The organism is Cryobacterium levicorallinum, from assembly GCF_004402405.1.
Lineage (GTDB): Bacteria > Actinomycetota > Actinomycetes > Actinomycetales > Microbacteriaceae > Cryobacterium > Cryobacterium levicorallinum.
Map to the genome: position 1 here is coordinate 102,792 of NZ_SOFE01000001.1, position 22,844 is coordinate 125,635.

At 61.0% G+C, this 22,844-nt stretch carries 20 protein-coding genes and 1 pseudogene; 8 read left to right on the forward strand and 13 right to left on the reverse strand.

Features of this window, described 5'->3' with window-relative positions; all coding sequences use genetic code 11:
• Positions 1 to 16 precede the first annotated feature (16 nt).
• The 3 genes from E3O11_RS17865 to E3O11_RS00520 are packed head-to-tail and all read right to left on the reverse strand — an operon-like array spanning position 17 to position 1,540.
• Positions 17 to 457, reverse strand: coding sequence for a hypothetical protein (locus E3O11_RS17865; protein WP_198415519.1), 441 nt, complete (start codon positions 455 to 457; stop codon positions 17 to 19).
• Between the two features lie 47 nt (positions 458 to 504).
• Positions 505 to 1,095, reverse strand: a complete 591-nt coding sequence (locus E3O11_RS00515) for a dihydrofolate reductase family protein (RefSeq protein ID WP_092448821.1) — start codon at positions 1,093 to 1,095, stop codon at positions 505 to 507.
• Between the two features lie 34 nt (positions 1,096 to 1,129).
• Complete coding sequence (locus E3O11_RS00520; RefSeq protein WP_092448822.1) at positions 1,130 to 1,540, reverse strand: DUF2256 and DUF3253 domain-containing protein; 411 nt, start codon at positions 1,538 to 1,540, stop codon at positions 1,130 to 1,132.
• 90 nt (positions 1,541 to 1,630) lie between these two features.
• On the opposite strand from E3O11_RS00520, the gene E3O11_RS00525 reads away from it, so the two are divergent.
• On the forward strand, positions 1,631 to 2,005 hold the full coding sequence (locus E3O11_RS00525; protein WP_092448823.1) for a YccF domain-containing protein: 375 nt from the start codon (positions 1,631 to 1,633) through the stop codon (positions 2,003 to 2,005).
• 60 nt (positions 2,006 to 2,065) lie between these two features.
• On the opposite strand, the gene E3O11_RS00530 is transcribed toward E3O11_RS00525, so the two are convergent.
• Positions 2,066 to 3,292, reverse strand: coding sequence for an exonuclease domain-containing protein (locus E3O11_RS00530; protein ID WP_092448824.1), 1,227 nt, complete (start codon positions 3,290 to 3,292; stop codon positions 2,066 to 2,068).
• A 77-nt stretch (positions 3,293 to 3,369) separates the two neighbouring features.
• Between E3O11_RS00530 and E3O11_RS00535 the strand changes: the two genes are divergently transcribed.
• The gene (locus tag E3O11_RS00535) at positions 3,370 to 3,732 is read left to right on the forward strand and encodes a hypothetical protein (RefSeq protein WP_198415520.1); all 363 of its coding nucleotides are present in this window, start codon (positions 3,370 to 3,372) and stop codon (positions 3,730 to 3,732) included.
• A 567-nt stretch (positions 3,733 to 4,299) separates the two neighbouring features.
• Positions 4,300 to 6,096, forward strand: a complete 1,797-nt coding sequence (locus tag E3O11_RS00540) for an AIPR family protein (RefSeq protein WP_092448826.1) — start codon at positions 4,300 to 4,302, stop codon at positions 6,094 to 6,096.
• A 192-nt stretch (positions 6,097 to 6,288) separates the two neighbouring features.
• Here E3O11_RS00540 and E3O11_RS00545 read toward each other — a convergent pair whose 3' ends face one another.
• Positions 6,289 to 7,281 carry a DUF4928 family protein gene (locus E3O11_RS00545; protein ID WP_092448827.1) on the reverse strand — a complete coding sequence of 331 codons (993 nt, stop codon included), beginning with the start codon at positions 7,279 to 7,281 and terminating at the stop codon, positions 6,289 to 6,291.
• Positions 7,274 to 8,419, reverse strand: a complete 1,146-nt coding sequence (locus E3O11_RS00550; protein WP_198415521.1) for a DNA cytosine methyltransferase — start codon at positions 8,417 to 8,419, stop codon at positions 7,274 to 7,276. Before E3O11_RS00550 ends, E3O11_RS00545 begins: the two co-directional genes overlap by 8 nt.
• Positions 8,420 to 9,654: 1,235 nt before the next feature.
• Here E3O11_RS00550 and E3O11_RS00555 point away from each other — a divergent pair.
• Genes E3O11_RS00555 through E3O11_RS00565 form a run of 3 tightly spaced genes read left to right on the forward strand, consistent with a single transcriptional unit; the run spans position 9,655 to position 15,708 of the window.
• Positions 9,655 to 10,857: a DUF6361 family protein gene (locus tag E3O11_RS00555; protein WP_092448828.1), complete on the forward strand. Its 1,203-nt coding sequence runs from the start codon at positions 9,655 to 9,657 to the stop codon at positions 10,855 to 10,857.
• Positions 10,850 to 12,604, forward strand: coding sequence for a phospholipase D family protein (locus tag E3O11_RS00560; protein WP_092448829.1), 1,755 nt, complete (start codon positions 10,850 to 10,852; stop codon positions 12,602 to 12,604). Before E3O11_RS00555 ends, E3O11_RS00560 begins: the two co-directional genes overlap by 8 nt.
• The gene (locus tag E3O11_RS00565; RefSeq protein ID WP_198415522.1) at positions 12,601 to 15,708 is read left to right on the forward strand and encodes a helicase-related protein; all 3,108 of its coding nucleotides are present in this window, start codon (positions 12,601 to 12,603) and stop codon (positions 15,706 to 15,708) included. Before E3O11_RS00560 ends, E3O11_RS00565 begins: the two co-directional genes overlap by 4 nt.
• 106 nt (positions 15,709 to 15,814) lie before the next feature.
• Here E3O11_RS00565 and E3O11_RS00570 read toward each other — a convergent pair whose 3' ends face one another.
• The 4 genes from E3O11_RS00570 to E3O11_RS00585 form a co-directional block, all read right to left on the reverse strand.
• Entirely contained in the window at positions 15,815 to 16,210 is a 396-nt protein-coding gene (locus tag E3O11_RS00570; RefSeq protein WP_166787441.1) for a PIN domain-containing protein, read from the reverse strand.
• 218 nt (positions 16,211 to 16,428) lie between these two features.
• The gene (locus E3O11_RS00575; protein ID WP_166787442.1) at positions 16,429 to 17,715 is read right to left on the reverse strand and encodes a type II toxin-antitoxin system HipA family toxin; all 1,287 of its coding nucleotides are present in this window, start codon (positions 17,713 to 17,715) and stop codon (positions 16,429 to 16,431) included.
• Positions 17,708 to 17,941 (reverse strand): helix-turn-helix domain-containing protein, encoded by a 234-nt coding sequence (locus tag E3O11_RS00580; RefSeq protein WP_092448833.1) that lies wholly within the window; start codon positions 17,939 to 17,941, stop codon positions 17,708 to 17,710. The genes E3O11_RS00575 and E3O11_RS00580 overlap by 8 nt, the downstream gene beginning before the upstream one ends.
• A gap of 640 nt (positions 17,942 to 18,581) precedes the next feature.
• Positions 18,582 to 18,869 carry a hypothetical protein gene (locus tag E3O11_RS00585; protein WP_092448834.1) on the reverse strand — a complete coding sequence of 96 codons (288 nt, stop codon included), beginning with the start codon at positions 18,867 to 18,869 and terminating at the stop codon, positions 18,582 to 18,584.
• On the opposite strand from E3O11_RS00585, the gene E3O11_RS00590 reads away from it, so the two are divergent.
• Together E3O11_RS00590 and E3O11_RS00595 are read left to right on the forward strand one after the other, a co-directional pair.
• Positions 18,869 to 19,672 (forward strand): hypothetical protein, encoded by an 804-nt coding sequence (locus E3O11_RS00590; protein ID WP_092448835.1) that lies wholly within the window; start codon positions 18,869 to 18,871, stop codon positions 19,670 to 19,672. The two genes, E3O11_RS00585 and E3O11_RS00590, sit on opposite strands and share 1 nt — an antisense overlap.
• Positions 19,673 to 19,725: 53 nt before the next feature.
• A pseudogene (locus E3O11_RS00595) lies at positions 19,726 to 19,983 on the forward strand (LysE family transporter); the annotation flags it as partial.
• 108 nt (positions 19,984 to 20,091) lie between these two features.
• Here E3O11_RS00595 and E3O11_RS00600 read toward each other — a convergent pair.
• The 3 genes from E3O11_RS00600 to E3O11_RS00610 form a co-directional block, all read right to left on the reverse strand.
• Positions 20,092 to 21,273, reverse strand: coding sequence for a mandelate racemase/muconate lactonizing enzyme family protein (locus tag E3O11_RS00600; protein ID WP_092448837.1), 1,182 nt, complete (start codon positions 21,271 to 21,273; stop codon positions 20,092 to 20,094).
• Positions 21,270 to 22,361: a tartrate dehydrogenase gene (locus E3O11_RS00605; RefSeq protein ID WP_170851544.1), complete on the reverse strand. Its 1,092-nt coding sequence runs from the start codon at positions 22,359 to 22,361 to the stop codon at positions 21,270 to 21,272. Before E3O11_RS00605 ends, E3O11_RS00600 begins: the two co-directional genes overlap by 4 nt.
• 64 nt (positions 22,362 to 22,425) lie before the next feature.
• Positions 22,426 to 22,842, reverse strand: a complete 417-nt coding sequence (locus E3O11_RS00610) for a carboxymuconolactone decarboxylase family protein (protein WP_092448838.1) — start codon at positions 22,840 to 22,842, stop codon at positions 22,426 to 22,428.
• Positions 22,843 to 22,844 lie beyond the last annotated feature (2 nt).

The window sequence follows — 22,844 nt, forward strand, 5'->3', positions numbered from 1 at the left end:
TCATGGCAACTCTGTGTCAGGCGCCGTTTGCGTGCCTCAGCGCCAGCATCCGCTTGGAGCGTGCGCGTTGGAACAGCACGAGAAATGCGACGAGGGCCGCGGCACTGACCGCGCTGGCCACCCACACGTACCAAGCCTGCCCGGCTATCGCGAACAACACCAGGCCGACGGTGATCACCAGCGACATTATGGCCAGGGTGAGGTAACGTCCGTCGGCCTTCTCAAACGGATTCCGGAGTTCGAGTGGCGGCTGGGTCAGCGGTTCCCAGACAACAATAAAGAACGTGGCCACCGGCCCGAGAAACAGCGAGAGAACGAACCAGTTCCAGCGGGAACGGTTCTTCTGTTCGGCCAGGCCCGCATTCACCAGGGCTAACACGAACCACCCGCCACCGTTCAGCCACCAGTTGTTTTGCTGCACAGTCTGGGTGACGATCTCGCTTACGAAGTTGGGCATGCGTCATGCTCCCACGAATGGCGTCTCACGTGGGCGGGACAATCCCTTCAGCGCACCACCCGATACGTCACGTGGGTGACCAGCTCTCGCTCCACCGAGCTGACCTGTTCCAGGTTGAGGTGTTCCAGTCCCGCCAGCAAGGGCTCGCCGGCGCCGAGCACCGCCGCCGCTACGTGCAGCCGCAATTCGTCGATCAGCCCGGCGGACAGAAATTGCCGCGCCGTCGCGGCCCCACCCGCAATCGCCACCTTGCGATGGCCCGCAACGGCGCGAGCCTGCTCCAGCGCCGCCAGGATGCCAGCGGTCACGAACGTGAAGGTCGTGCCGCCTTGCATCACGAGCGGAGCCCGCGGGTAGTGCGTCAGTACGAACACCGGCGCGTGGTACGGCGGGTCGTCGCCCCACCAGCCCGTCCACTCGTCGTCCCACTCGCCACGGCCAGGCCCGAACATGTTGCGCCCCATGATGTAGGCGCCCGCGGTGGCGATGGCGGCGATCTCTGCCGCATTCTCATCGGGCCGCTCGAAACGCCAGCGGGCCAGTCGTTCGCCGTCCTCGCCCAGCGGATGCTGCAGGCTCTGATTCACGCCGGCCGCGTAGCCGTCCTCCGAGACCATCATGTCGCAGGTCACTGTCATTTTTGTGTGCTCCTTTTTATGTGGTACGGAACGCTTATCGCGGCGTTCGCAACCGAATTGCACCCTTGGCGGTTGACGGGTCGACCACGACGCCGCCCTGGGTGATCTGTAATTCGCCGCGGGCGACCATGCGTCGTGCGGCTCGTCGGGCAGGCTCCATCAGGTCGCGCCACTCCTCGCCGCCGATGGCGCGCGCCGCGTCAGACGGACAGATCGTGGCATCGTGCGCGCTTTTGTGCAGCAATGACACGATGGTCGTTTCGAGCTGGAGGTCTGTCGTGTTGATCCCGTGTGAGCGGCAGGCTGCCGAGCAGTACTTCACCGAGTCCCAATTGTTGGCCCACTTCGCACGCCACTCGATGCGTCGCCCACACGACGCGCAGGTCTTATCCGCCCGGTCGGTTACGGGGTCAGCATCGGAACGGTGCCGTTGACGGTGGGCCATGGCCTCTATCTTGCCCGGAGTCCTGCAATCGTGCCACGTGTGTCTCCCGCACCGTGCCCGGCACGGGCGACCTGCGAGAATGGAACCACCATGAAGACCCTTCTCAACATCATCTGGCTCGTGCTGTCAGGCTTCTGGCTGTTTCTCGGCTACATTCTGGCAGCCGCAATCATGTGCATTCTCATCGTGACGATCCCCTGGGGAATCGCCGCGGCACGCATCGGCGTCTACGCGCTCTGGCCGTTCGGCAAGACCGTGGTCGACGCCCCGGGCGCCGGAGCCGCGTCACTGTTCGGCAATGTCGTCTGGGTGATTCTGGCCGGCTGGTGGATCGCCCTCGAGCACCTGCTCTCGGGCATCGCCCTCTGCGTGACGATCATCGGCATCCCGTTCGGCATCGCCAACTTCAAGCTGATTCCGGTCGCGCTCACGCCGCTCGGCAAGCAGATCGTCGACACGCCCTAACAAAGCGGATGCCGCCTGCTCCGTCGCCAAATCACGCCGGAGCCGGCGAACAACCGGAAGTCAGAGCAGAGGGAACGCCCCCGCCAGCCGGGCCAGGGCGGCCTCTCCCACGATCGGAATTCCGTAGTCGCGGGCCTTGCGCGCCTTGCCCGAGAGCGAGTCCGGGTCGGCGGCCACGAGCAGCGTCACCTTTTTGGTCACCGCACTTTTCGGCGCGAAGCCGCGGGCCAGCAACTCCGACTCCCAGTCGCTGCGGGGTCGGGTCATCTCGCCGGTCAGTACCACGAGGTCGCCGAGGTGCAGTTCGAAGTGTGTACTCGTCACGGTGACGACTGCCGTTTCCGGCTGGTCGAGTGCGGCGTCAAGGGCATCCGCTGAGATGTCGAGCAGGTTGGCGACGTCGACGAGGTCGGCCATCTCATCCGTTGTGAGCACGCCGTCGGCCCAGGCGATGCGGGCGAGCGCGGCGAAATACTCCCCGTGCAGCAGCTCGCACCGGTGGCGGCTGAGGCCGAGCTCCTCGGCGAGCTGTACGAGCGCCTGCGCTTCGTGGGCGGAGAGCTTTCGGTCCAGCAGGCAGCGATCGAGCAGGGCGAGGTAGTCCTGGTGTTCGGCCGGCCCGGTGATCTCGGGCAGCCGCACACTGATGCGTTCCAGAAAAGCGGATGCCGTCTGCTCTGTCGCGAAATCCGGCCGCGGGTACCACGGGCGCTCCGGCAACGACAGGGTCGGCCAGCGGTAGGCGGCGGCACGGTCGAGGGCGTCGGCCCACAGGATCGGATCGGCGGCACCGGTGATGTAGTGGCTGAGCAGTTGGGCGGTGGCGCAGGTATCAACCGAGGCTCGGTGGGCACCGGTGAGATCGATGTCGTAGGAGGCGCAGCAGTCGGCGAGCGACCGGCCGGTGCCGGGTAGAAAGTCGCGGGCGAGCTGCATAGTGCACAGGCTGATCACCGGTTCGAAAATCGGGTAGCCGGCGCGGGCGAGTTCGGCGAGTAAAAAGCGGGTGTCGAACGCGGCGTTGTGGGCCACAATGACGCGGCCGTCCAGCAGCGCCACGAGCTGTGGGGCAATCTCGACGAAGCTGGGCGCATTCATGACATCGGCGGCGCGCACGCGGTGAATATCCTGACGACCGAGGTCCCGCCCGGGGTTAATGAGCGTCTCCCACTGCCCTTCGATCTGTCCGTCAGCGCTGACATGCGCGACGGCGACCTCGATGGCGCGGTCTTGGCCACCCGCGAAGAGTCCGGTGGTCTCGAAGTCGATGACGGCGAAACCGGGCATGGTACTCCTGAGCTGAGGGTGGTGGTCCCTTTGACTGTACCGAGGGGGTAGACGCCGGCGGCGCCCACGGATGCGGGGTGTCAGCGGAACGAATTCTAACCAGCCATCTTGCCCGACGCGGTATTGCTGCTTATACGCCGCCACGCCATACTGACAACACGCGAAAATACATCCAGAATGGCGAGTACATAATGGCACGAATTCGTTCGATAAACATCGGAACGCAAAACGTCAGGATTCATCCGACAGAAGTAGATTGTCTTCTGCAGGTCGTCGACAGCCCGGTCGGAACCAGATTCTTGCAACTCTCAACATTTGGTTCTGACTTCCGGGAATCTCTGCCGAAGACCAGCCAAACTCTCCAGTTTGACGAACAATCTGCTGCAATCATGATTCGTGAGATGCGCCGTTGCTTCCCGCAAATTGACCGTATTGGGTAACCAGCACGCGCCGCCGATACCATCCGTCGAAGTTTCGACCTAATTTACTCGCAGGACGGCGAGCCATTCCGAGAATGTATAGCGCTTGAACAATCAGTTCGACCGCATTTGATGCTCGTGCTCCATGCAACCGATTAGTGATCCCCTATTCGCCAGCGACTTTCAGGCACTATTGGCTCTAGAGCACCTCCGCGGCACAGCCTTGGTCTTCCGAAACCTGACGCACTACATAGCCCGCTCGCTCCTCGAAGCTGGTGGATTCCGACTCCAACTACGCCCCTAATTGCGAAGACCATCTCTAGAGCCGAAACGTACTGAATTTTAGCGTGGACCCATCGACAATAATTTAAAGCCAACTCGATACACTCGTGGTGCATGCGATATTTCACCGAGAATCTGACCCGCGTCGACAGCGTCGATCGCAGCCTAGCTCGCGATGGCCGTTACGGGGACAGTACGATCTCTGATTTCTAATGAACTACACGAGCCCATCAAGGTTTTACCAATCAGACTGAAGGGTTCTGAGAACAGGAGCGGAAGCGCGGCCTGGTCCGCTAGCCTGCGTATATGACTTTAAACGCAACGCAAGAAATCGTTGAGTTCCACTTTGATCAGTTTCACAAGACCCATTTTCCGAAATTTACGCGGGGGGATGCATTCACCCAGTTCTGCGCGCGACTTGCGCTTAAGCCATTTAAACTTGGTGAGGACAGCATCCAAAGCGGAATCGTCGACGGGAAGTATGACGGAGGAATCGATTCCTTTCACATCGTCGTGAACAAAACCGGGACCGTCACTTCCGACACACGAGGGCTATCTACCGCAACCGCGCCAAAGGGGCTTCAGTCGGGCGTACCATTCGATGTAATAATAACCCAGGCAAAGTCGGGTGAGGTGTGGGACCAGGACGCACTCTGGAAATTGCAAGAGACAATTGGGACTCTCCTCGACCCAAGACAATCGTTGATCGATTTGCGCTCTATCCCATTAAACGATGCAGTTGTGAATCAAATGGGCGCATTGCGCAGGTTTGAAAAAAAGCTTGTATCTCTTAATCCGATTCGAAGTTTTCACGTGTATTTAATGGCTAACGCCGCTGAAGGGGCAATTCATAAGCACCTGCAGAGCACTCAGAAAGCACTCGAAAAATCCGTTCGCTCCCTATTACCGCACAACACTGACGTTCAGATTCGCCTAATTGGGGCGGAGGGCCTCGATGAGCTGATTCGTGCAGAGGCGGACTTCGATGGGCTGATGACCTTCTCGAAACCGCCGATTAGGGAGCAACGAGGCAAGAGCCAGGCGTTCCTTGGCCTGGTTACTGTTAAACAGTATTTGGATTTTCTTCGAAGAGGTAAGACTAACGTCCTAAGGGACGAATTTTTCAGCGTCAATGTTCGAGATTTTGCGGGTTCTTCGACTGGCGTGAACTCTGCGATACGAAATACTCTCTCAAAAGACTCCGACACTGCATTCTGGTGGATGAATAATGGCATAACTATTATATCAGACAGTGCGACTGAACCCACGAATGATAGCTGGCTACTTAAGAACCCGCAGATTGTAAACGGACTTCAGACAAGTCACGTTATTCACGAATCGGATCTCGACAAAGTGCTAACGAAAAAACGGCTTCTTGAAACGATTCTCATTCGGATAATTACAGAGAAAGACCCGTCGATTCGGGAGTCGATCATTACGGGAACGAACAACCAAACAAGTGTAGGTTCTCTCCAACTGTACGCCAATGAGCCGACACAGATCCGTCTCGAGACTTATCTTCTTTCCAAGGGTTGGTACTACGAACGCCGCCGTTGGCAGTATAGGAATACTGGTACAACGGTTTCAAGAATTCGGAATATATCTGAACTTGCCCAAGCGATTATGGCCGTTCATTTGTTGAGGCCTGACACCGCTCGCGCCCGCCCAGGAGCCCTACTAGGAAAGACGGCCGGATATGCGAGCGTCTTTAGTGAGTCCGCACCAGAGGGGCTTTACAGTAAGTCACTCGACCTCATGGAGGCGGTCGAATCATACCTGAGAACGGAAAATGCCCAGGCAATCTCCCCTGACTATTCAAACGACAGATTCTACATTGCCAGCGGTTTCATCGTGCGCAGCCTAGGCCTAAAGAACCTGGAGAATTATTCCGGTTGGCTAAGCGTGAACAACATTCGAACCGCGCCCAGCATAGATGAGCTGACCGAAGTACACGAGGTTCTCTACGAAGCAGTTGGGCCTGTAAAAGATGTCAAATCAAAGGACAGCCTGTTTAAGGGCAGTCTCCTGAAAGAGGTATTTTTTAAGAAATTGGTCGCCAAGAACAACCAGGGGAAAATGATTGTTGGAGATACAAGTTGCTGACCGCGATTATGAGCGACGCATCCACCGATCGATACACACACGTGTACATTTAGTCGATTCATGAACAACCTCATGATCCTCAAATCTATTGAGGGAATACGCTTCTCTAACTGCTGAAACCCCGAAGTAGAGTTTCGTCATCGATCCCGCATACATTTTTACTGAAAGCTTGCTAGTACATTTGAGTCGCAATCAAAGATTTGCCGGGATCTCAATCTGCAGTGAAGGATCGGGTTCCACGTTCCGAACCCGATCATTGTAGGTCTCCAGAAGGACTTTGAGGCCAGACTTCACTTCATCGGCTCTGAACAGCGCCATCTCCTCAATGTTCATTCCTACAAAAGACTCGATAGAGATTACTTGCACGCGTTCTCCAATTGCAGCGTTCTCGGCGAGTTGACGAGCGGCTACGACTCGCGTTTCGGGAACAATGACGAGCGGTCGAAAACCATTGGAAAGGTTCGCTCTACACCGCGACGACATCAATCGCTCGCTTGGGCTCATCGTAACGTGGATAGCAGCATCACCGACTCTGAAATCGCCCGGTCTTGATGTCTGCTGATCGGCTGTAGTGTATCCGTCATTCCCAATCAAGGCGTCGGGAAATCGCAGGGCTAACTGGGCACCGACGAGGTGTTGAGCAACAGCTCCGGCCGAATTCCCACCTCTAAGAATGGCAGCCTCAAGGACCGCGGAGATCGCAGCACTGGCCGGTAATCGCGGGTCGATCTCGGCGACTATTCGTTTCCTATCCAGATAATCTACCTGGATTCGTTTGACGAAAGATTCCTGGATGGACAACGCAACTCGCTCTTTCTCCGCTTCTACCAATCCTCCGAAACCGGCTGCCGAAACGTTTTCGTTCAAAATGTGCACGAGTTCGAGCGCTAACTCTCTGCTGCCACGAGAAGTACGGCCTCCTTCCGACGTAAATGGTCGTGACTCCCCGAATTGAATTAGCAGTTTAGAAATTGCGGCACCACTCAGCCCTCTGACTTGCGACTTCGTGACGCAATCTTCATTGCGAAGCGGAAAGTCGATTTGCATTTGCTTCGCTAGAATCAATCCGACAGTCATTACATTGGTGTGAATGATCCCCGTGCTGGGGAGTCGTTTTGACTCCAACCACCAATTCAATGCTGGCAGTACTTGTGCAAGAACTACCTCGGCTGGGCTTTCAAGCATTGCTCACCACGAGGTCCCTAGCTGATCCCAGCGCGCGGGTCTCTGCCATGAGTGGTTGTAAGTAGTGCTCGGCTAACCATGCAACAACCGGAACGCAAACGCCGTCACCGAACCCAAACAGGGCCTGATTCACGCGTAAACCTTCGAGGGCATAGTCTCCGGCTCCCATCAGACGGGCATATTCGCGGGCTGTCATCCAACGGACTTGAGCCTTCCCGTCGCCGACCATCACAACCGCCTGCTTCGAGGACCCTCCGCGGGCGGTGCGCAAGCATCCGGAGATGTCGTCTGCCCGGATTTCCCAAGTCGCGACACCCTTCCGGGTGCGACGATAGGCGGTTCGGTACATGACCCGCGGATCCCCCTTTAACGTGTTCAAGCGCGATGCCTGCAGCGGAGACAAAGACTCCAAGAATCGCTCACGGCGTTGGTCGTCCCACCATCGCGCATCCCCGCTGTCAAATTGCTCAACAATTTCACCAAATCCCCCCGTCATGGGTGCCGGGGGTTTGGGGAGAGCCGCTTGATGAGTGCGCAAGCTTTCGTCGTCGAATATTCCTTGGAGCCAGGCCGGTCGGAGCTCGTCTACGCTGCGATTTTGGCTTTCCGGGGCACTGAGCGAACCAACCATGAACAATCGCGGCCGAGACTGAGGCACGAACCGCCGGGCATCGAGCGTGACCACGTCGACCGAGTAACCGAGGTCGTTCAATTCCTGTACTGCGGCAGCCAAGTCCCGTCCACCGTGACTCGTTGCGAGACCGTTGACGTTCTCGAGTACAACCACTGGGGGCCGCGTCTCGCCCATTTCTCGGATGATTCGCGTGAAATGCCAAAACGTTCCAGAAGAAGCGCCGGCAAGGCCAGCCCGCCCCCCGGCCAAAGATAGATCGGTGCACGGGAACGATGCCCAGGCGAGTTCTACTTCCCCTGGTATTTCCTGTGGGGTAATTTCCGCAACGTCAGCCAAGCGAAACTCGTGTTCAGGGGTCGCTTCAAAGTTCGCTTCGTACATTTCCTTCTTGCTCGGCTCGATGTCATTGGACCAAATGACGTTAAACCCGGCTTGCTCCAGGCCTAATCTTGCGAGGCCAATTCCGGCGAAGAACTCTGCAACTTTTGGGCTTTGATGTGTCACCCCTGCACCTGATTCCTTTGGAATATCGATCGTATCTCTCAGACTACCGGAGTGATTCTGAGCGGAAAGCGGGCAGCACTGGAGTCCAGGCAACGCGCACTAAATCAGCCTACGTCCACCGGCTGACATCGGCTCTCGCGGCCGGGTTCACACCGCAAATCACTCAAAATTCGCTCTTGACATTGGCCAGGAGCTCGAAGGGTTCATCGAAGCGGGTCGGCACCAGAACTACCCGGTTCCAGGTTCACCGCCCGAACCTTTCGAGTTTGCCTGACCTTGATGCCTTCATACGTGTGGGTCAGGAGCGCGATCAACGGTTGCACTGTGCATTGCCGATGTAGATAGGAGTTGATTCTCGGTCCTGTACAGACCCACACGTAAAGCTTCAGCGCTGCCACTTCGGTCGAATTGAACGGTCTCGCCATCGGGTCGACTCTCCACGTATTCATCCGATAATCCCCAGCCGTCATTCCAATAAAAAATCGAAAATTCGACATGGGTTGCGCCATGAATCAGAGACCGGCGATGACACCTTCGAGAACCTTTGCGACGAGGGGCAGGCCCACGAATATCCCCAGGACAGCCGCGGTCGTAAAAGTCAGGCACGTTCGGACGATGCGGCGTGTGTGCGCCGTTCGCACGTTGACGTCGAGGTTAGTAACTTTTGCCATTAGGTTTAAAGGGGCAGGCGAGGTGAGAGTTGGCTAAGTCGCCGGTGCCTCGACGATCGCCGCCAGCTCGACCAGATTGGATTCGCCCAGAGCTACCGGCCGTTTCAGAAGCCACCGGCGCAAATTGACGGCATCCAGAACAATAACGCTATCAGGCCTTCGTGATCTGCCCGGGGCTGACCAGCGCGATCAGGTCCTGCGCGGGCGGGTGCTGCGGCATCCGCTCTTGAAGTATTTTGGTGACGCGCGTGGCCTCGAATTTGGAGTTTCCAGGTAGGGCTGCTTTTGGCCGTTGATCAGGAACGCCCGTTCGTTGATCCAGATCTTCGCTCCAGGGAAGGGCCAACGCCCGCGCCAGGGATCTCGCTGCTGGAGATACGCAGGTGGAGCGCCGCCAGCAGGTGTGGGCCGTCCAGGTGGGAGAGCGAGGTGTGGGCCGTCGAGGTAGGAGAGCCGGGTGTGGGCCATCGAGGTGGGAAAGCGTATGAACTCCCGAGGGCCCGAACGAGCTTCCGTCGACGCGTAGTCTGACGTTATGCATTGCCGTGGTCACAGGGGGAAGTAATGCCGTCACTTGTTGCCTGGCTCGATGCATCGAGCGAAGACCAGCGTCGCATGCGGGAGATCGTCAACCTCTTCAGCGAGCGCGATAGCCGCGACGAGCTCGGGTTCGGTCAGGTTCGAGACGCACTCAGCGATTCCCTCTTTCCTGGCACGTCGACGCTGCTCACCCGCGCCCGCTATATGCTCCTCATACCCTGGTGCTTCACTGCGGCACAGTCGACCGGGCGTTCCGCGGATGACATCAGCGCGGCCGTCGCCGCCAACGAGCGCAACTTGATCTTGGCGCTTAGAAAGGGCGGCGACGAGCGGGGACTGCTCGGACGGGTGGCAGGCGCGAATCTTAAGACTCTGCCGTCCAGCGTGTACTGGGCGGCGCTTCGCAAGTACGGAATTCTCAGCTCGCCGGCAATGGACCGCCAAGACGCGATCGCCTTTGATGCGGCGAGCTCGGTGAGCGACGCAGAAATCGACAACGACCGGATCGGCGCCTGGTCTCCGACCCTTCCCCTAGCGCCGAGGGGATTCCCGTCTGAATCCGCGGGCAATTTCGACCTGTCCCGGTCAGAGGCGAACTGGCTGCGCGACCGCATGGCCGAAGGTAGCGAAGGAACGCTTCTTGGCCATCTGGTGGAATACCGACCCGAGGCTGCGAGTGCCGCCCCGTGGGATGATCCAACGTCACTGGAGGCTACCGGTGCCCCGCAACAGGTCTTGCAACACGCCAAGCTGTTTTCGTTCGCAGCGCACGGCGCGGCCCTGCTCTACAACCTGATGCTGGCCGAACAGTACGAATCCGCCGGGTACAACCAGATCGTTGCGCCGGTGGACCGATACAGTGACAGGCTCAGGGAGTGGCAGCAGGAACGTGATCTCCTTGCCGATGAACTGAGCTCCTGGGACCGAACGGACTTCTGGACCAACATCGACGCGGGAAGCGGCTCGGTAGCGCCGCGATCGCGAATGTTCGTCAACGACTGGTTGGATGCGTCGCTCGTTCTGGACACTCACGACCTCTCCGGTGGTCGAGACATGATTCGGTCGCGCGAGCGCCAGCACAAGGGCGCCCAGTCACGACTTACCAATCAGAAGCTTCTGCAGTCCTGGCAAGGGGCATCCGGAGCGGGCCGCTTGGCCTTTCGCTGGCCCCAGGTGAATCAGATTCTCACCGACCTGCACGACGGATTGGAACGAACGGATGCTTGAGCCCGACGCGCGTGCTGCCCTCACCGAACAGCTCCGCCCACCCGCCGGGTATGAGTTGCTCCACGCCGTCGGCACCACGTTCACACTTGACCTCACCAGCGCTCTAGCTATCCCCCTGTCATTTGCGGCCCACCGAGTGCGCGAGAGCGACGATCCCATTGCAATTCTCGACGCGGTGCGGCGAGCCGCCGATCGGGTGGACATCTTTGCCCAGGCCGGCCAGATCGTCGCATCCCGGCAAGCTTCTGATCTCGTCGCCTTCCTCGAGCCGATGGTGCATCCGGTCACCGCCCAGCGCTCCGGTGGGCTCTTCCACCCGAAAGTGTGGATTCTTGAGTATGCCCGCGGCAGCGACCGTGCGTACCGACTGTTGTGCTCGAGCAGGAACCTCACCGCTGACCGCAGCTGGGACATGGTCGTACGCCTCGACGGCACCCCCACCGACGTAGATCAGCCGGCGAGCGCCCCGGCACGCGACTTCCTTACCGCGCTCCCCCGGCTTGCTGTCACTCCCTTGGCTGATGACCGGACGCTCCGCATCGCGGACCTAGCGCAACGCGTCAGCCGCGTGCAGTGGGAGGCCCCCGGTGACGTGCGCGAGGTCGTGTTGCATGCTCTGGGGATCGGGCGCCCGACAACTGCAGACTTCGACGGCAAGCGACACCTGATCATCTCGCCATTCCTGTCCGATGACGGTATCTCCAGGCTCGCCCCCGCCAGATCCACCAAGGTGCACGTCGTCTCCCGCGCGGAAAGCCTGGACCGGCTACGGCCGGAGACGCTGAAGCGGATCGTGCCCTATGTGCTCGACGACGCGGCCCGCGACACGGCACAGGTCGACGGCGACCCCCTCGAGGGCCTGCACGCCAAGACGTTCGTTCTCGACCGACGCGACGGCTCTCACGTCTTCATTGGCTCCGCCAACGCCACCAACGCCGCCTTCACGCAGAACGTCGAGTTCATGATCGAGTTGATCGGTGCGCTGCCCCGCATCGGCGTCGAGGCCGTCTTCGGCGAGAAATCGATGTTGTTCCAGATGGTGGTTCCGTATCCGGCCACCGGCGGCGTAGAGGACAGCGACGACGACAAGGCCGATCACGCGTTGGAATCGGCGATCCGATCTCTCGCCACCTCCCGACTGCGCAATACTGTCGTCGCATCCGACGAGTCGAACTTCGACATCCTCGTCGAATCCCTCGATTCGGCGCACCCACCGGCCAATCTCCAAATTTTCGTGCGTTTGCTGACGAGGCCAGGGAATTCGCACCCGCTCCCGGTGGTCGCTGGCGACAGCGTACGGTTCGAGGCCATGCCACTTACCGACGTGACTCCCTTTCTTGTGATTCGGGTCGTCGACACCCGTGGAGAAGAGCGCAGCACCGTGGTGCGTGCGGAGCTGGTTGGCGATCTTCCTGGACGGCGGGACGCCGTGCTCGCGCGGCAGATCGACACTCCGGAGAAGTTCCTCCGCTTCCTGATGCTGCTGCTCGCCCAGGACAGCGATGATGGGGCGCTCTTCACGGCAGGTGGCGGGGGCAGCTTCGGTGACTGGGGTGCCGACGGTGTCGGTCTCTTCGAGGCACTGGTTCGCTCGGTGGGGGCTCGCAATTCCGGACTCGACGACCTCAGCCGCCTGATCGAGCGCCTCCAAGCGGATGCCGCAACGACCGTTCTCCCCGCAGGTTTCGACGAACTCTGGGCTGCGGTCTGGTCGGCACATCTCACTTTGCAGGGAGCCGAGCTGTGACTGTGTTCGATGCGGAGGCCGTGCTCAGCGAGCTCAAAGGATTTCAGCGCGACGCCGTCGACCACGTCATTCATCGGTTCTATGGTTCTGCCGATGCGAGCCGCCGATTTCTCGTCGCCGACGAGACGGGGCTTGGCAAGAGCGTGGTGGCTCGCGGTGTGATTGCGCGGACCATTGAACAGCTACAACACGATGACACCGTCGACCGGATTGACATTGTCTATATCTGTTCAAATGCTGACCTGGCACAGCAGAATCTGCAGCGGCTCAACGTGACCGGCAACCCGCATCTTGCGTTCACCAGTCGGCTGACGTTGCTTGCTTTGGAGTCCCGACGCCTCGGCGGTACCGCGATTGACGGCAAGGTTGTGAATCTGGTGTCGTTCACTCCTGGAACGTCCTTCAACAACTCGAGTTGGCGCACCGGGTCGAAGGAAGAGCGTGCTCTGCTGCACGTGATCCTGAACGATGAGCTGCAGCACAATCTCGCTCAGAGTCACGCCTCACGGCTCTTCTTTCAAGGCACGGTGCGCACGGAGAAATCGTTCTCATACTGCGTGGACTGGATCCGACGAGTGCTAAACGGCCCGGTTCACGAGCCGATCCTCACCGCGTTTCGCAGTAACGCGTCCAGCCTCGGCGTGCTAGCTCGGTACCAGCGCATCGTCGACGACATCGTGCAGGACGGGCTGCCGACTGAGATGAACGTCATCAAGGAAATCACCGCTGAGCTGCGGGGGGCTCTAGCTCGAGCCAGTGTCGAGACACTGGAGCCCGACCTCGTCATTCTTGATGAGTTTCAACGCTTCAGCCACTTGCTCGATCCGGAAACGGGAGGCGACGCCGCCGAGCTTGCGCATCACCTTTTTGACTACGGCCACGCCAAGGTCCTGTTGCTGTCGGCGACGCCATACAAGGCGTACACAGCCTCAACCGATGACTCCGACGACGACCACTACACCGATTTCATCGCCGTACTGAGCTTTCTCGCGGGAGGAGCGACGGCGGATCTGTCCGAGGTGAAACGGCTCTTCGAAGAGTATCGTGCCGGCATTGCGGCAGGCGCGTTGGTGGCGGACATCGCGGCATCCCTGCGCATTCGCCTACTGCGCTGGATGAGTCGTACCGAACGTCCGCAGCTCGGCGCTGACGGAATGCTGCGGGAGCGCCACATTACCTCGGCGGTGCCGTCGCCAGCGGACCTCATTGGCTTCGCCGGGCTGCAACTTCTGGCCCAGGAGCTGGACGTGCCGATCCCTATTGAGTATTGGAAGTCGATCCCCTATTTCGGCAACTTTATGGAGAACTACCAGGTCTCAAGGGCGCTCGACCAGCGACTCGAGAACGCGGAATCTGCCCGAGCGATCGAGCCCTATTTGGCTGTTTTGAACGCGCTCGATGCCGAGGCATTGCGCTCGTACGAGCCCGTCCGAATTGGGAACGGACACATAGGAAACCTCGCTGAGGACATGCTCGATTCGGGGCTCTGGAAGCTGCTCTGGCTGCCTCCGTCGATGCCGTACTTTGAGCCGGGCGGGCCCTTCGCAGAGCGTGGTGTCGTATCGGCCACGAAACGGCTCGTGTTCTCGTCGTGGACTGCGACACCCACAGCGATTGCGAGTTTGCTCAGCTACGAAGCGGAACGACTGACAGCGTTCGGTTCGACCCGCCTGACCCGAAACACGGCCGATGCCCGCAAGAATCTGGCTTCCCGTCTCAACTGGGCGACGGTGGATGGACGGGCCAACGCCATGTCGACACTGGCACTTTTTTGGCCCCATCCCTCGCTCGCGCTGCAGGCCGACCCGCTGAATGTCGCTCGTCGCCATGCCGGGATTCCGGTGCGAGTGTCGGCTTTTGCTGCCGAAACTGACGTGCAGGCATCCTTCGACGGTGAGGCGGTCGCTGGTCAGGCTTGGCAGGCGTATTTCAGCACACCTGGCATGGTTCCGACCGGCCTGACTGCTGCCCACGTGACCTCAGCCTTGGAGAGTCGCGGAACTGAGCTGCACGACGATGAATCACAATCAAGCACGGGCCTGCGCATCCACGTCGATGCAGCGTTCGACGCCGGTCAGGCCGGCGATGCCTTGTCGCACGAGCATGTCGCCCGACTCGCACTTCACTCCCCGGGCAACATCGCCTACCGGGCGCTGTCCAGGCTGCGGACCATACCGGATGTCACCACCGACGCCGGACTGTGGAATGCTGCAGCGCTGCTGTCGAACGGACTCCGAAGTCTGTTCAAGCGGCTGGAGACCACGCTGCTGCTCGATCAGCTCGACTCGACCGGGGAGGACTACTGGCTTGTCGTGCTGCGGTATTGCGCTGACGGCAACCTGCAGGCATCCATGGATGAGTATCTATTTCAGCTTCGGAGCGAAACCGGTGGGATTGCGCTCACCGACGACGTGCTGCTGCAGCTCGCCGAGCGCGCCCACGACGCCGTGACATTGCGGCCGTCTACCTATCGTGCTCGGGATCTCGCGGACCCTACCAACAGCATCCCGTTCACCGCCCGATTCGCCCTGCGGTACGGAGGCAAACAACAGGAGACCGAAAGCGCTCGCCAGCCGGAGATTCGAAACGCCTTCAACAGCCCCTTCTGGCCGTTCGTTTTGGCGTCCACCAGCGTGGGCCAGGAGGGCATCGACTTTCACTGGTGGAGTCATGAAGTGCTGCATTGGAACCTGCCGTCGAACCCGGTGGACTTCGAACAACGCGAAGGCCGCGTCAACCGCTTCGCCGGCCACGCCGTGCGCAAGAACATTGCAGCGGCGCACTGGCAGGACGTCGTTGCTTCGAGCGATCTGAACCCGTGGAGGGTGGCATTTGACGCCGCCCAGACGGCGCACCCCGAACTCGGGGAGTTCGCCCCGTACTGGCTCTACCCCGGTGCGGCCAAGGTGGAGCGCCAGATCATCACTTATCCCCTCAGCCGCGATATCGAGAAGGTCGAGCGTCTCAAGGACGCACTAACTCTGTACCGGCTCGCTCTCGGGCAGCCCCGTCAGCAAGACATGCTCGAGATGATGCAGCGGCGCGGGGTCAACCCGTCGCAGGTCGCGAAGCTGGACTTGAGCCCGCCGACGCGGGATCGCTGACCGGAACAGCGGTCGGCGGGCGGGGTCTGCGATGGGGACAAGGGTGCAAGTATGTACTACCAAAAGGTAATCGGCAGCGTCTGATGACTTTTCTGTAGTGCGGCATCTAGGCGGTCGCCAGCAGGCGAGCATCCGTTTGGCCGGCCAATTTGCGGTCGAAGGTGTACAGCGGTTGATTCGATGTCAGCTCTGCCGACGTTACGAGGTAGCAGTGCTCAAAAGAGAGTTTGGGATGCCCGACGAACAGAGCCAGTGCTCTATCGAACAGGGCCGCGTTGGCGACGATTTGCGGCAGATTCACGAGACCATGAATGGCCTCTCGCTGCTGCTCACGTTTGAGCCCGTACGCGCGCCCCAATACGAACAGCGTCTCGACGAGTACGATATCCGAGACGACAAAGGAGCCACCCTCCTGAAGCAGGGACACAGCGGCGGCGTGCTGTTCGGGCACATCGTTGAGCAGCAATCGGAGAACGATATTGGCGTCCAAGGAAGCGCTCACTGTGCGCGCTCGTCGTTTCGGTGGTTCCGGTAATAGGTGTCGACGTCTGTGACGGGCTCGACGATCGTCGCGTCGCTGGACCTTCGCGTCAGTGCGAATGCGAGCAGCGGCGGCGAACCCGCAGTGAACCGGGCGACAAGCCCGGTCACTTTAGCCAGTATCGTGACGCAACGGGGATCATCCGCTGGTGAATTGGGCAAGCCGATCACGGTTGCCGCTCAGTCGGGCGGGGGCGTGCCCAGTCTGGGCATCAGGATCGGAGGCATCGGCGTTGTGATGCGCGCAGGCCTACCCGCCGCCAGATTCTGCGCCTGGCCACGAATGTAACCCGGCACGTGTTTCGAAATCGACTGGTGCGCGGGCAACTCCCGCGTCGCTGCAATCACGGCGTCCAGGGTCTGAGCGATGACCTCTCGGGCGCGCGAAGACTCGAGGCCCCAGACACGGGCCTCGTCGACCAGGTGATCGAGAGTGACCCGCGTGATGACGCGTTCGCCGCTGATGGACATTGCCAGCTCCAGCGGTGCCTCAAACCCGAGAGCGAGCGGCGCGGCATCGTAGAAGGGAGCCAGTTGTGAGCGGCCATCATTAAAGCGGAGGAGCGAAAAATTCTTCGCGTGCGCGTCGGTGTTGCCGGCCGCGACGTTGAGCACTGTGTATCGAAGCAGCTTCTCGCGGTCTGGTTCTGTGCGGTCGAAGATGCTGCGGTCGCGGTCGAGCACCGAAGCGATCGCGGCCAGGCTGGCACCGCGGTTGCTGCGCTCGAACTTGTCGTCCCCGCCCCACGGGAGCGCCAACGCCTGCGCCAAGTCCTCCTGATGAATTCGCTCGATGCTGGAATTCGTGATTCGTCGGTCATAGCGCTCGACAACCAGCACCGGCGTCTGGCCGATCGTGTCCACCCACGAATCGAAGTGAAGGAGGCCGAGCGCCCGAGCGACACCCAACACGTAGTTCTCACCCTCGACGAGATGGCGATTTTCTTCGGAGACCGGTTTGAGGATGTGGGTGGAGGGCTTCGTACCGTTACCCGCGATCCAGCGGCCATCAGAACGGGTGAGGGCGAGTTTTCGTTGGAAGCCGGGCAGCGCGGAACCGCCGCCGCCAAGAATGTAGCCGGCCGCCTGGCTCAGCAACTGCACGAGTTCGGACTCCTCGAGCAATCGGGGTTGCCCTGTCACGCGGCCCGCGCCGATCGTGAGCGCGCCGATGAGGTCTGCCCCGACAGCACCGAAGATGCCGATCAGGTCGTTGCTGCGCACCTGGAGCGCATTGGCCAGTAGGTCGAGCCAGCGCCCCTCCGGCAGTAGTGCGCCGAAGAAGGACTCCGTGGTGTCGACATTCGACGTGCCGACGGGGAGGGAGGCCGACAGCGGCGTCGAACGCAGGGGCCACCGCGCGAGGGCGTCGTTGCTCCAGTCGAACAGGGCGCGACCGCGGGGTGCGTGGGTGAGGTCGCCGATGTGTACGCCATAGAGCTCCACGCGCAGGGCGGGGTCACTCATCATCGACCGGCGACGTCGACTGCGCCGAGAGGGCAATTCCGAGCTTGGCCAGGATCTCGAAGTACCGCTCATCAGCCCTCTTGGGCTTTCCGGCCTCGAGTTCGGAGACGTAGCGCTGGGTTGTGCCGAGGGCCACCGCCAATTGCCGCTGGGTCATACCGTGCTGAAGACGGATGCGCCGCGTGAAGTCGCCGAGGTCAACCGCCGACCGAATTTGAGCGATCATCGCACCTCCGCTTCATTATTACCGAACGGTAGTAGCCTAGCATTCGATTACCGATAGGTAATGATTGGCGTGCAATTACCTTTCGGTAATACGGCTCTTAGACCGCATGCTCCGCGAGAATCCACTCCAGCGTCCTGCCCAGATATCGCGCGGACTTCTCGAACTTCTTCGTGAGCCGTGCTCGCGCCTCAGGCGACAGCCCCGTTTGGCCTACACGTGACGACGGTCTTCACGACTCACACCATAGAACGGGTAAGTCAACCTGGCGAGGGTAAGACCAAGGATCGCGGCTAGCGTCGAGCGCGCTGGCGTTGGACGGTACACAAGACTCATGAATTACACAAGATACACAGAGATATACAAGGCGCACAGCGGATGCCATGGGGTCGGTCCCTGACAGCACCGAACGTAGCTGGACACCCCAGGAACCCGGCCGTAGCGCGATCGTCACGAATGTGTACACATTCGAGACCACACATCGTCGACTCTATATATGACCGCTGCCGCCGCCTTTTCTGTTCTTCCGAGTCGAGAGATCCGCACCGAACTTCCGAAAGCCCGAGAACGATTTCGTGCTGAGCCTCGGGTCAGGTAACCAGGACAAACCCTGAGCCAAAGTAAGGAGTCTTGCCAGACTCGATTAGGGGCAGGGGATCTTGGTGTAGCGGCGACCCTTGTTATCAACGGAGGTTCCGTTGTTGCCGTAGGCGCGGCATCCGGTGTAGTTGTCGACGCTGGGGACGGCGGGCGCAACATAGGGAGCGACGTAGGGGGCAACATACGGTTGCTCGGCGGCCCGCTGGGCGGCGAGAGCTTCTGCGGTGGCGGCCGCTTGCGCATCGGCGGCGGGCGGCGGGGACGACTGGGAGGCTTTGCTCAGGTTTGGCTGGGCACAATAGAAACCCCAGCCAAACCGAAGGGCCCCCAATGAGCAATTTCCAGCGCATTCTGAGCATGGCAGCCAAGGCCCTTGACCAGAAAGGGCAGCCGTCCTCCGGCGGGTCAGGCAAGACGGATTGGCGCGCGATGGTGCGCACCGCAGCCGACAAGGTCACCGGAGACAGCAGGCCCCCGGCGAACAACGAGCAGCGCAGCGCAGCTCCCCTTGCTGGTTCGAACGTGAGCGCGCAAGACCGCGCGGCTATCGCCCGTTACGACTACCTGCTGCAGACCGCGCAGCCGCAGCAGCTCGAGCAGGTACACCGCGACGCGTTCGCGCGGCTCACTCCGACGCAACGCGACGAGGTCAATTCCCAGTTGCGCGCAGAGCTGCCCACCAACGAATACCCGGCATCGTCCAGCCCGGACGACCTGGCCCGGTCGGCCACCCGCGGCGAAGCCCAGAATCCCGGGTTCCTGAAGAAACTGTTCGCGAAGCCGTCCGGCCGAGGAGTCGGCGGCGCTCTGGCTGGAGCCGCTGTCGGGCTCGGGGCCGGCGGGCTACTCGCCGCCGTCGCCGGTGGCGCGGTGCTCAGCACTGTGGCCGGGCCTCTTCTGGAACAGGCGGCCGGCTTTGGCGTCGATTTCGAGAACCTTGCCGGCGGTCTTGAGGGAGTCACCCAGGGCGTCGATGTTGAGAGCCTCACCGGCGGTCTTGAGGGAGTCACCCAGGGCGTTGCCGACAGCGCGGGCGAGTACGCGACCGGGCTGGGCGAGCAGGTGAAAGATCTGGGATCGAACTTTGAGATCCCCGGTCTCTCAGCACTCGGCAACCTGTTTGGCCGCGACTAGGCAGTACCGCCGAAGGCGGCTTCGCTAGCAGCCGGCCGGGACTTGGCCGGGGTCTCAACCCCAAGGCTCTCGTCTTCTTCCTCGCGTTCATGCCGCAGTTCATCCAGCCGGAACAGCCGCCGCGCCCCCAATATCTCGCACTGACCGTCAGCGTAGTACTGATCGACATCGTCGTGATGTGGCTGTTCTTCGCGGTGGCGGCGAGATCGTTCCAGCGCTTCACGAACACCACTCGCGGCCAGCTCATTCTCAACCGCACGTTCGGCCTGCTGTTCATATCCGTCGCGCTGCTGCTGGCGCTGGTGCACTGAGCGGGTTTACCCGGGCGCGCCTGACCATCAGCGCTCTCGGAATGAGCCAGCCGGTCGTCGTCGGGTCCCCGCGCGGATCGCCGAGCAAGCCTCCGCCCGACCGGTTCCCTACAACGCGAGCGCAGGCTCCCCCAGCGCCCGCATGACCGAGTACAGGTCGGCTTTTCCCTCGAAGCCGATCCCGGGCAGGTTCGGCATCGTGATGAAGCCGTTTACTACTTCCGATCCATCAGGAAAACCGCCGAAGGGCTGGAACAGGTCGGGATAGCTCTCGTTGCCACCGAGGCCGAGGCCGGCCGCGATGTTGAGGGACATCTGGTGGCCGCCGTGCGGGATGCAGCGCGAGCGGGACCATCCGTTCTGCTCGAGCATATTGAGGGTGCGCAGGTATTCCACGAGCCCGTAACTGAGCGCGCAGTCGAACTGCAGCCAGTCTTTCTCGGGTCGCAGGCCTCCGTAGCGAATGAGGTTGCGGGCGTCCTGCATGGAGAACAGGTTCTCGCCGGTAGCGATGGGCTTGTCATATGCGGCGGCAACCGCCGCCTGCGCCTCAAAGTCTAGGGGATCGACGGGCTCTTCGTACCAGAACAGGTCGTACTGCGAGAGCGCCCGAGCGTATTCCACGGCGGTCGCCTGGTCGAAACGACCGTTGGCGTCTACGGCCAGCCGCTGATGCGGTTCAAGCATGCCCAGCACGGCTTCGATGCGCTGCAGGTCGTCGGCAAGCGGCGCTCCGCCGATCTTGGCCTTCACTACGGTGTAGCCGCGGTCGAAATAGCTCTGCATCTCATCGGTCAGGCCGGTGAGGCCGCGCCCGGGCTGGTAGTAGCCGCCGGCGGCGTAGACGAAGACCTCACGGTTGGGCGTTCCCGTACCGAAACGCTCGGCCAGCAGCTGAAACAGCGGCTTCTCCTCGATCTTGGCCACGGCATCCCAGACGGCCATGTCAACCGCGCCCACCGCGACGGATCGCTCACCATGCCCGCCGGGCTTTTCGTTGGCCATCAGGGTGTTCCAGATGCGTTCCGGTTCGAAGTTGTCGCGCACCGGGTCGAGCAGGTCGACCGGGTCGGCCTCGAGCAGGCGCGGCAACAGACGCTCGCGAATGATGGCACCCTGGCCGTAACGCCCGTTGGAGTTGAAGCCGTAGCCCACGACCGGGCGGCCATCGCGCACGACGTCGGTGACAACGGCGACCACGCTCAGGGTCATCTTGCTGAAGTCGATAAAGGCGTTGCGAATCGGCGAGCTGATCGGCATGGTCTGCTCGCGCACATCAACGATTCTCATCGCAGAACAGCCTCGGCCGTCACTGTCGCGAAGGCGGCGGCGAGGGCATCAGAGACCTCTTCGGTGGTGGCGCGTCCGCCGAGATCGGGAGTGCGCACATCCGTTTCGAGCAGCACGTGGCCCATTGTGTCGACGAGCGCGGCGCCCGCTTCGGAGTGGCCGAGGTGGTCGAGCATCATCGACGCCGCCCAGACCTGACCGAGCGGGTTGGCCTTTCCTCGACCGGCAATGTCCGGTGCCGAGCCGTGCACCGGCTCGAACATCGAGGGGAACTCGCCCTCGGGGTTGAGGTTGGCCGAGGGCGCGATGCCGATGCTGCCGATGATGGCCGCGCCGAGGTCGGTGAGAATGTCGCCGAACAGGTTGGAGGCCACAATTACGTCGAAGCGGCCCGGGTCCAGCACGAACAAGGCTGCGAGGGCGTCAATGTGGTATTCCGAGATCTCCAGCAACGGATGCTCCTGCCCGAGTTCGCGCAGAATCTCGTCCCAGAACGGCATGGTGTGAATGATGCCGTTGGACTTGGTGGCGCTGGCGAGTCGTCCCTCGCGCTGTTCGGCGAGGTTGATGGCATAGTTCATGGCTCGGGTCACGCCGAATCGGGTGAAGATCGATTCTTGAATAGCGACCTCCTGCGGCAGGCCGCGGTAGAGGCGACCGCCGCTTTCGGAGTACTCGCCCTCGTTGTTTTCGCGCACCACCTGAAAGTCGATGCCCCCGGCGGGCACCTTGCGCAGTGGGCTTTCAATGCCCGGGAGCAGCTTGATGGGACGCAGGTTGATGTATTGCTGGAAGGCGCGGCGGATGGGTATGAGCAGGCCCCACAGCGAGACGTGGTCTGGTACACCGGGAAACCCGACCGCGCCGAGCAAAATCTGGTCGCACTCGGCGAGCTGTTCGATGCCGTCGGCGGGCATCATGGCGCCGGTGCGGGCGTAGTACTCGCAGCTCCAGTCAAAATTTTGCCATTCGAAGGCGAACCCGAAACGGTGGCCGGCCAGCTCGAGCAGGCGCTGTGCCGGGGGCATCACTTCGGTGCCGATTCCGTCGCCGGGAATGACGGCGATGCGGTGGGTGGGAATGGTCATGGGGTTACCTCCGAGTTTGGATAGTTCGTTTGGGAAGGGTGAAGATCTGAATGCGCCACATTTCTTAGGCGCCGGCGCCCGAACCACCCTCGTGCACGCTCACGGTCGGCTCGATGCCGTCGGCACCGACCACCTCGCGCCAGGCCTCGAACCCGCCCTGGAACGCTACGATTCCAGCCTCGGGCAGCGAGATCTCGATCGCTTCCAGAATCTCGGTCGCCGACACCCCGAGGTCCAGAGCCACCCTGATGTGGCTTTGGATGTGCCCCTTCGCCGCGCGCATCACCGTGAGGCTCACGATGAAGATGAGCTCCTTGGTGCGCCGGTCCAGGGTGCGCTGGTCGAGGTACGCGGCCGACACCAGGTGGTTCGCGGCCTGCAGCACTGGAAAATCCTGTTTCGCCATCACCTTGTGGTAATCGAGCACATAACCACGCTTGCGGGCCATCTCGTCGATGTAGTCCTGCGGGTTCTCAGACATGA